The 7967-nt window shown below is 61.6% G+C and carries 8 protein-coding genes; 2 read left to right on the top strand and 6 right to left on the bottom strand.

Going from position 1 to position 7967, the window contains the following annotated elements; translation table 11 throughout:
• A partial coding sequence (locus tag P9M14_13880) for a hypothetical protein (protein ID MDP8256834.1) occupies window positions 1-698 on the top strand: 698 nt, incomplete at its 5' end.
• A gap of 246 nt (window positions 699-944) precedes the next feature.
• Here P9M14_13880 and P9M14_13875 read toward each other — a convergent pair.
• The 6 genes from P9M14_13875 to P9M14_13850 all read right to left on the bottom strand — a co-directional run bounded on the left by P9M14_13875 (window position 945) and on the right by P9M14_13850 (window position 5604).
• Window positions 945-1247, bottom strand: a complete 303-nt coding sequence (locus P9M14_13875; GenBank protein MDP8256833.1) for an RNA-binding protein — start codon at window positions 1245-1247, stop codon at window positions 945-947.
• Between the two features lie 282 nt (window positions 1248-1529).
• Window positions 1530-2558 carry a lysophospholipid acyltransferase family protein gene (locus P9M14_13870; protein MDP8256832.1) on the bottom strand — a complete coding sequence of 343 codons (1029 nt, stop codon included), beginning with the start codon at window positions 2556-2558 and terminating at the stop codon, window positions 1530-1532.
• Between the two features lie 171 nt (window positions 2559-2729).
• Window positions 2730-3260 (bottom strand): zf-TFIIB domain-containing protein, encoded by a 531-nt coding sequence (locus tag P9M14_13865; protein MDP8256831.1) that lies wholly within the window; start codon window positions 3258-3260, stop codon window positions 2730-2732.
• A gap of 2 nt (window positions 3261-3262) precedes the next feature.
• The gene (locus tag P9M14_13860) at window positions 3263-3970 is read right to left on the bottom strand and encodes an SRPBCC family protein (protein ID MDP8256830.1); all 708 of its coding nucleotides are present in this window, start codon (window positions 3968-3970) and stop codon (window positions 3263-3265) included.
• Window positions 3971-4018: 48 nt separating this feature from the next.
• On the bottom strand, window positions 4019-4960 hold the full coding sequence (locus tag P9M14_13855) for a class I SAM-dependent methyltransferase (protein MDP8256829.1): 942 nt from the start codon (window positions 4958-4960) through the stop codon (window positions 4019-4021).
• A gap of 5 nt (window positions 4961-4965) precedes the next feature.
• Entirely contained in the window at window positions 4966-5604 is a 639-nt protein-coding gene (locus tag P9M14_13850; protein MDP8256828.1) for a histidine phosphatase family protein, read from the bottom strand.
• A gap of 130 nt (window positions 5605-5734) precedes the next feature.
• Here P9M14_13850 and P9M14_13845 point away from each other — a divergent pair, with 130 nt between their 5' ends.
• Entirely contained in the window at window positions 5735-7726 is a 1992-nt protein-coding gene (locus P9M14_13845; GenBank protein ID MDP8256827.1) for a glycoside hydrolase family 88 protein, read from the top strand.
• Window positions 7727-7967: the final 241 nt, after the last annotated feature.

Below are 7967 nucleotides of genomic sequence, written 5' to 3'. Positions count from 1 at the left end.
TGCATGCTCTTCAATTGAAGGGGATCGACGGGAATTATGGCGACCAGCGCAAGACGATCATCGTCAGCTTTGGTGCGGTAAGTAGGGGGGCTATTTACGCACTCAAAGCTCGTGGGTTCAAAGACATCACGGTCTGCATTCAACGTCCCGCCCACAAGGTCCGAGAGGAAGTGCTGGATTGTCACTATGTTCACCTGCGCAAGGGCAAGCAGGGTGAACCACGACTCCTCGTCGTGGAACACGACGGGACGGAAAGACCTTTTCTCGACCTGCTTTGTGAAGCCGACATCATCGTGAATGGGATCCTTCAGAATCCGTATGAGCCGCTCATGTTCATTGCCGCGGAGGATGTTGCGCGCCTTAAGAGGGATTGCCTCATCGTCGATGTTAGCTGCGACGCAGGAATGGGATTCTCATTTTCCAAACCGACCACTTTTGATGCCCCGATGTTCAAAGTCGGCACGGTGGACTACTACGCAGTAGATCATACACCCAGCTATCTTTGGGAAAGCGCGTCCCGGTCGGTCTCTGCTGCGCTGATTGTCCACATACCGACGGTGTTGTCAGAACACGAGGGCTGGCTCGAAAACGAGACGATTCGACGCGCCATGGTGATCGACGAGGGCGTTATCCTGAAGAAGAATGTCCTATTGTTCCAGAAACGCAATGCGCAGTATCCGCACGAGCCCCTCACGTAAGAAGTTCGGGGCCCACCATACTCAACATAATATGATTACGAAAATTGCATAAATGATTTCAGCATGACGCACAACATGCTATCTAATTAATATTGTTCGCTATTTATCATACCGAGGAATTTTTAAGGCCGGGAATATAGGCAAAAAAGGAGCGGAGCCTTTGTCGGGCCCCGCCCCTCTTATTCGCAATGGTTGCCGATTTCAGATCGCAGTTTCAGACTTGCGGTCTCTTCGGCTCAGTTCAGTCTACCAGCGGTCGCGACCACCGCCGCCGCCGCCGCCGCCGCCAGAGTTACGAGGGCCTTTGTCCTGCGCCTCGTTGACCTTGATGGTGCGTCCGTCCAGCTCTTTGCCGTCCAATGCGGCCATTGCGGACTTGCAGCTCTCCTCGTCGCCCATGGTCACAAACCCGAAGCCTCTGGAGCGACCGGTGTCGCGGTCTTTAATCACGGCTACGTCGGTAACCTCGCCGAACTTGGCGAACTCGCTACGAAGGATTTCGTCGGTTGTGTTCCAGCTTAGGCCACCAACATACATTTTCTTACCCATTACTCGTATCTCGCTTTCTGATGCGACGCCTTAAGGACGGCGCAATTCACTTGACGAGCATTAGTGCCCGCCATAGCCGGGACGACCACTAGGGTCGTCATCCTTCCTGCACTTTCCTTACGTACAAACCTTTTTTGGGAAACCAATAAAGGAAGAGTATGTAGGGTAAGCCGGAATCTATCCTTGTCGCAATACCCAACCATTTGGATATTCTAAATATACCATATCGCGACTCGTCGCCAATGTCAAGCATATTCCTCGCGCCGGCAGTAAATTGTTGATTTAGCTGACGGACGAGTTTGAAGGCTTGTCATAGGGGTTGGCCACGCCCTCGGGTTGGACTTTCCAGCGGCGATGCAGCCAGAACCATTGCTCGGGCATCTGGTAGATGCGTTTCTCCAGGGCGCCCACGTAGCGCTGGGTATTGACGATCAGCTCCTGGTCGGGGTCCGGGTGCGACTGCCAGTCGATCTGTTCGGTCATCACCATTTTAAAGCGCTTGGGACCGGTCTGCACCGCGTAGCCGGTGATCACCGGCGCACCGGTCTCGCGGGCGATCCAGGCGGTCGAGCGCACGGTGGAGGCGCTGCGTCCCAGCCAATCGACGAACACGCCCTGGGAGCGCTTCATGTTTTGGTCGATGACCATGATGATCCCCTCGCCGCTTTTCAGCCCGCTGCGAATGCGGTCCATGGCGTCGCGGTGGAAGATCGTGCCCAGGTTCATTGCGCTGCGCGCGTCGATCATCAGCTTGTCGACCACCGGGTTCTTCAGCCGCTTGGCCACCACGGCCAACGGATAGCCCGCGCGACTGATCTTGCCGCCGGGCAGCTCCCAGGGGCCGAAGTGCATGTAGAGAAAAATCACTCCGCGGCCCTGGTTGTAGGCGTCGCGGAGAATATGCTCGTTCTCAAGGTCGAAGCATTCGTCCCAAAATTTATCGTCCATCAGCGGAATGCGCAAATAGTTGACCATCTGGCGGCCGACGTTGAGCAGCGAATCGCGATAGATCTTTTTCTTCTGCGCCGCGGTCTTGGTCTGGCCATAGACGATATCGAGATTGGTCATCGCCACGGAGCGCCGGATGCGCAGCAGGCCCAGCAGCCGACCGATCATCGAGCCCAGGCGGTAGGCGCAATTCCACGACAGGCCGCGCACCAGACGCAGCATCAGCCAGACGCCCAAGCGTGTCGCGTAATTGCCCCGCAGCCGCACCTGCCTGGTGTTGGCAAGGGAGTACTCGAGGACCTTGTGCGGGGGCCAGGGAAAAGCTTGAGGTGCGGATGTTGATGTAGAGGGCGTTGAACTCATCCGACTACTTTCTTCTCGGCTGGTGCGGTTTGTTGTTGATCCATCCAAGCGTGTGGGAAGGCGAATCGGATCTGGCCGCCAGGGGGGAGGCTGATTGTTGGAAAGCAGTCTAGCAATTACCCACAGCGAGCGCCATTGGTAGACTCACATCCGGTCAAGTGGGTCAGCGCTTCAGCGATCGCCGAGCAGGTAGGCCGTAATCCAGGCCATGGACGCGAACTTGCCGCGCTTGGTAAACCGCATGCTGTTGTAGCGCGTCTCGTTGATGCCGTGGATCAAATTCAGGCTCCGCGCCCTACTCGCGGCCATCTCGGCGTAGGCCTCACCGGCCATGTCCATCAGCTTGCGGCCGCCCTCGGAAAACGCCTCGAGCAGCTCGATCTCGCCCGAATCGAGCCACACGCCGTGCTTGTCGCAATGGTCGATGATCACGTGCGAGGAATAGCTGTAGTTGGTCTGGCGCATCTTCTCGCCGCAGACCGGACACAGCCGCTGCTCCGACCAGTCGATCTTGGGCTTGCCTGCGCGCAGTTGCTTGAGCTGTTTGCGCGTCTGGTCGTCGATCTCAACATGTTGGTCGTTGAGCAGGCGCTTGAGCTCGCCGTTGTCGAGCCAGATGCCGCCGCAGGTCTGACAGACGTCGATTTCAACGTCGTCGAGCTGCTCGGTGTTCATCGGGCCGTGGCCGTCGGGACAATCCATTGTCAGCTCCCTTCGTCGGTATCGGGCTGCTCCGCGGGCTGCTCCGCCTCATCATCCTCGGCGGGCTTTGCGGGCATGCTCTCGACGCGCTGTTTGACCGCATCGAGCACCAGAATCACGGTGGAGGAGTTGACCGCCACCTCGAAGCTCGGCTCGGAGTCGAGCACCTTGCGCACCACGTAGCCGATGCTGCGGATGTCCGAGTAGACCGAGTAGAACGCCGCCGTACTTCCGCCGGGCAGCTCGATCAGCTCCCAGCCGCCCCAGGTATCGTTGATGTCGCCCTCGACCATTACCCAGGTGGCGCTGTGAGGCTCGTGCAACGTGTTGCGGGTGGTGTACTCGACGTTGTACTTGAGCACCGAGAATTGGAAGGTGATCTCGAACTTGGTGTCGACAGTGTTCCCCTCGCGGCGCAGAACCGAAACCCGCTCGGTGCTTGGCATGAACTCGTGGTAGTGCTCGTAGTCCTGCAGCACGTCCCAGACCTGCTGCGTCGGGGCCTCGATCAGAATGCCGCCGGTGGTCAGTTTGGGACGGCCGCCCTCGTCGGTCTCGACGATCAGCAATTGGCCGAAGTTGAGCAGGGCCTCGATGGATTTGACGTCCACGCCCGGCGCCTTGACCGGATTCTTGAACGTCGCGCCGTAAGCGGCCGGCGCCAGCGCGAGGCAGACGATTACGCATAGTAAAGCGGTACGCTTAAACATCGGTCGGCTCCTGTGCGGATTCAATCTCAGCGCACAGGTTATCTTATTTTAATCATCCGATGCCAGCTTTGTGGCGACCACCAGCGGATACTCGGCGACCGTGCCGCCGCTGGCCAGGGCCGAGGCCAGACTGTTGGCCCGCCAACGCCAGCCGCGTCGAGGTCGGGTGAAGCGCGGCTCGAATCCGCGCTCGCGCAGCAGCTCCTCAAGCTCGTCGCGCACAAAGAACGGCTCATCGACCCACGGCGGCAGCCCGTACCCCTGCTCGATCTCCGCGGCCAGGCCGCGAACCATGCGCTGCCCGTCCTCACGGAAACGCACCAGCGGCGAATCGAAAATCAGCAGCGCGCCGCCCGGAGCCAATACGCGCTGCGCCTGCTCCAGGGTCGCGTCCACCGACTGGGCATGATGCAGCGCGCCCGAACAGAGCACCGCATCCACACAGCCGGGCCCCAAGGGCAAACGCTCGAGCTCGCAGACCACGCGCTCGAACGGCGGCTGCGCGGCCAATCGCCCGGCGGCGCCCAGGCCGATGTCGCCATCCGGACAAGGATCGCAGGCCAACACGTCGTGCCCCTGCTGCGCCAGACGCAGGCTCATCCAACAGCTCGCGGCCCCCAGATCAATCAGCCGCAGTCTGCGGCTGCCGAACAGCTGATCGAGCTGCTCGACGGCCGCGCGCCAACTGATCGCGCGCTGCTCCCACAGCGAGGCCCAGGGATTGTCCGGATCGACCTCGGGCAGCGACGCGGGCGCGTCGTAGTCGCCCAGGTCCAGACCCTCCTCCTTGCGCAACGCGGCCAGCCGCGGCAGCCGCGACTCGAGGCTCTCGGCGCGGCCCGGGGCCAGCAGATAGATCAATCCGTCCCGGCGCGGAAAGCTCAGCCCCTGGGCCGTACAGATCAGCACGTCGCCCAGGTTGAGCAGCGTCGCGCCGCAACTGGGGCAAATCCAGGGTCGCTTCGTAATTCTATTACCCGAATTATTCATGGGGGCTAAAAAGGCAGCTTGTCCAGCGGCTCGGGACGCCAGTTGAGGCATTGCAGCATGGTGCGTCCGGGGATCCGCAGCAGCGTGGTGATCGAGCAGTTGCCCATTTCCAGGCCGAAAAAATGCTGCGAAGGCGAAAGTCCGAGCATACGGCAGACGATCATCCGCAGGCTGCCGCCGTGGGCCACGACCAGCGTGTTGCGCTCCTCGTGCGCCGCGGGCAGGCGTTGCTCGATGAACTCGTCCACGCGCTGCTCCAGCTGCGTCAGACTCTCGCCGCCGGGGACCTGGAACGCGGCCGGGTCGCTGAAAAACTTGAGCAGCTCGTCCCGCTGCTCGCTCCAAAGCTCGCTGAAGCGCCGGCCCTCCCACTGACCGTAGTCGACTTCGACCAGCCGCTCGTCGAACACCGGCTCGAGCTCCATACCATCGGAGAGCAGCTCAAAGGTGCGCCGGGCGCGGCTTTGGGGGCTAACGAACGCGGAGTGAAATTTTATCGGGGCCAGCAGCGGACCGAGTTTGCGCGCCTGACGCTCGCCCAGAAAGCTCAAATCCGTGTCCGTGCGGCCCTGGACTATCCGGTCGCGGTTGTAGCCGGTCTCGCCGTGGCGCACCAGCACGATCATCGATTTCACCATTCGCATTTTGCCTGGCCTCTTCATTAGACTCCTACTTCAGCGCATTCTAGCCTGAGGGTGGTTGGCCGTCTATTTGCCAGGCTTGATTCCGCTACCCTCGAACACGATGATAGGCGCTGATCGCTGGAGGGTTGAAATGGAACTGTCGCACCGCACCCGTCTGCCCCTGACGTTGTTCGCCCTGGTGGCGTTGCTCGTCGCGCTGTTGCTTTGCATCGGCTGCGATACAGGCGACGACGATGACGACGACGATCAGCTCGACACGCCGCCCTCGATCATTGCGGCGTGCGATTTGGCCGACACCTGGATCGAGACCTGGGAACCGGCACAGCTGGGCTGGAGCTGGGACACGGGGATCCTGATGATGGGCCTCTGGGAGCTGGGCGAGTACAGCGGCGAGCAGCGCTACAACGACTACGTGCGCACATGGCTCGACTCGTGGATCGAGCGCGGCTACACCATCTCCTGGTCTGATCACTGCCCGCCGGGACTGCTGGCGCTGCGGCTCTATCGCCAAACCGGCGAGCAGCAATACCGCAAAGTGGTGGACGACGTGCGCCAGTACATCTTCGAGCGCGCCGACCGCACCCCCGATGGCGGTCTGAACCACATGGCCTCGATCTCGGGCAACCAACTTTGGGTCGATACGCTGTTCATGGTCACGCCGTTTCTGCTTGAGCTCGGCGAGCTGGACCAGGACGCCGCGGCCTATGACGAGGCCGCGCTGCAAATCACGATCTTCCAGGGACGATTGCAGGACCCGGACAGCGGCCTGTTCCGCCACGCCTACGACGCGGACGACGACGTGCTGATGCCCGCGGAGCCGCTGTTCTGGGGGCGCGGCAACGGCTGGGCGCTGGTGGCGATGTCCAACGCGCTGAACAAACTGCCCAGCGATCACGTGTCCCGGCCGCAGATTGCGCAGGCCTACGCGCGGCAGCTCGCGGCCGTGCTGCCATTGGTCGAGGCGGACCAGGGGCGCTGGCACACTGTGCTCAACGCGCCGGAGTCGTATCTCGAGACCTCGATCAGCGCGCTGTTCGCCTGGGGCATCTACCTCGGGATCGCCGCCGACGCTGCCGACCCGGCGCTGACCGGCGAGGCCGACGCCGCGCTGCAGGGCGCGTTGGATCAGGTGCTCGTTGACGAGGCGGACGATACGCTGCTGCTGGGCACGTCGTTCGGCACCAGCCCCGGCGACCTGGCGCACTACCAGGAGGTGCTCAAGGGCGAGAACGTGGCCTACGGCATCGGCATCTATTTGCTGGCCACAATCGAGCGCGCGCGATCCGCTCCCTCGTCCGATCTCGAGCCGCCGCGCGGCACGGACGAGCAGTACGTGCATCCGCCCGCGGAATCAGCCGGCAACGAGATTTGGGGAACGTTCTACATTGCGCGCGGACGCTTCGACCACGCGCTGGAGAGCTACGCCGCGGCCCTCGAGCAAGACCCGTCCCAGGGCGAGGCCGCGTTGGGCAGCGCCACGGTGCTGATCGTGCGCGCGGCCCTGGATCTGCTCGAACAATACAACCTCTACGCCTCAGGACAGATCGAGCTGAGCGAAATGCTGACCTTCATCCGCTCGGATCTCGAGGACGAGTTGGGCGCTGCCGGAACGCTACTGAGCCTGGTCGAGGATGATAGCGCGCTACAGTGGAACATCGAGCGGCTGCTGATGTTGGGGGCCGGCGGCTCCACCGCACTGGGCGCGTGCGAGATCGATGCCGGAGACGCGCTGCTGTTGCACGCAGCATCGGAGCTGCTGATCGGCGCGGGATACTTTGGGCACCTGATGCCCAGCTCACAGCTTGACGCGGGCGATGAGAAGTCCATCGGCCTGGGCCTGGATCATCTGCTCGACGGTCTGGATTTGCTGCTGCTCTCCATCGACTCGATCATGGCCGAGACCGACGATCAGTCCGACGATTTAATCCCGCAGAACCTGCTGATGCTCCAAGGCGAGTTCGGGCTGCCGGGCATTTTGCCGCCCACGCCGATCGACGAACTGCTGGCCGACCTGGGGAGCGTCGGCGATTGGCTGGCGGGCAAGCCGATGCCCGATACCCTGGTGCGCTGGATCAAGATCATCAAAACCGCGCTGGAGTTGATCCGCTCGATCTTCCCCTAGGCGGCTTGGAGCCGCACCAAAACTCGCGTACGTGACCTGCATGTGGCTCGACGATGCTCTCCGCGTCGCGGCATGGGTCTACGCAAAATGACCAGGGAAATATGCGAGCTTTGCTGCGGCTCCAAGCCGCCCCGGCGAGCCTTCACACAAAGATCGTTTTTACGATCTTTACCTTCCCTCCACCATCTTTCGACGCGGAGTGGCTCGTAGCATTACGACCAGTGTACTACGCGAGTTTTGG

The sequence above is a fragment of the Candidatus Alcyoniella australis genome (assembly GCA_030765605.1).
Taxonomy (GTDB): domain Bacteria; phylum Lernaellota; class Lernaellaia; order JAVCCG01; family Alcyoniellaceae; genus Alcyoniella; species Alcyoniella australis.
Note: the sequence above shows the minus strand (reverse complement) of the source record. Positions and strands in the feature narration are given on the sequence as shown.

Excerpts from the sequence above, each read along its gene's own strand:
- P9M14_13845 (MDP8256827.1), top strand. The coding sequence starts at position 5,735 with ATGGAACTGTCGCACCGCACCCGTCTGCCCCTGACGTTGTTCGCCCTG.
- P9M14_13855 (MDP8256829.1), bottom strand. The coding sequence starts at position 4,960 with ATGAATAATTCGGGTAATAGAATTACGAAGCGACCCTGGATTTGCCCC.
- P9M14_13875 (MDP8256833.1), bottom strand. The coding sequence starts at position 1,247 with ATGGGTAAGAAAATGTATGTTGGTGGCCTAAGCTGGAACACAACCGAC.
- P9M14_13865 (MDP8256831.1), bottom strand. The coding sequence starts at position 3,260 with ATGGATTGTCCCGACGGCCACGGCCCGATGAACACCGAGCAGCTCGAC.
- P9M14_13850 (MDP8256828.1), bottom strand. The coding sequence starts at position 5,604 with ATGCGAATGGTGAAATCGATGATCGTGCTGGTGCGCCACGGCGAGACC.
- P9M14_13870 (MDP8256832.1), bottom strand. The coding sequence starts at position 2,558 with ATGAGTTCAACGCCCTCTACATCAACATCCGCACCTCAAGCTTTTCCC.
- P9M14_13860 (MDP8256830.1), bottom strand. The coding sequence starts at position 3,970 with ATGTTTAAGCGTACCGCTTTACTATGCGTAATCGTCTGCCTCGCGCTG.